The sequence below is a fragment of the Paenibacillus oryzae genome (genome assembly GCF_001675045.1).
In the GTDB taxonomy this organism is placed as follows: domain Bacteria; phylum Bacillota; class Bacilli; order Paenibacillales; family Paenibacillaceae; genus Pristimantibacillus; species Pristimantibacillus oryzae.
On sequence record NZ_LYPA01000061.1, the window covers coordinates 1 to 813 of the forward strand.

At 55.8% G+C, this 813-nt stretch carries 1 protein-coding gene; it reads left to right on the plus strand.

Annotated features, from left to right (window positions below):
• The coding region (locus A7K91_RS26725; RefSeq protein ID WP_169833412.1) for a hypothetical protein at positions 1-813 on the plus strand (813 nt) is incomplete at both ends.

Below are 813 nucleotides of genomic sequence, written 5' to 3' on the forward strand. Positions count from 1 at the left end.
GGCCACGACCTTCCGTGAGGTTAATGAACAAGCCTTGACAGCGGTCAAGGCTGCTTTGGTGGACGGAGCGGTCGATGTCGCTTTCGGGGCCTCACAGACGGACAAAACAGCGGCGGTGCAAAGCTATGTAGACCACCTGATAGCCGGTGATCCGAAGGTAACGGCGACCGTTGCCTACAACAACGACACGGGCAGGTATGATGTAGCCTTAGTCAGAGGGAACGCAAGCGACAGCAAAAGCCTAACGATGGCGATGAACGAAGCGGCAGACCCGGACATTGCCATCGTGTTGGCAGCCAAGGCAGCAGTGGAAGAGGCGAGCTACAACAGTATGACTCAAGCAGCGGCCGCCAGCGAGTCGGTCATTATGGCGGTATTGAAAGCTACTGCCGAGGCAGCGATCAACAATAATGAGGTTACGGTCGGGGTTGCCAGGACTAGCTACACAGCGCCAATTGCAGGCGACGGCGATAATCTGAATGGTACAAATGGCAGCTATGTCTTCACCGTCACGGTGTCTAAAGGGCTGCAGAGCCAAACGAGCGTGCAGCAAACCATTATCATCACCGCAACGGCCTTTACCGGCATACCTAATGCGCAGGCGGTGGCTGCGGCCAAGGCGGCTTTGGTAGACGGGGAGGTCAATGTTGGGTTTGAGCCTGGGCAGGCTGACAAAACATTAGCCGTACAAAACTATGTGAACGGTTTGCTTACCGGGGATGCCGCAGGGGTGAGTGCAATCGTCACCTTCAACAGCATGAGCGGAAGCTATGATGTAGCGCTTTCCAAGGGTACCCGTACCGACAGTACGAG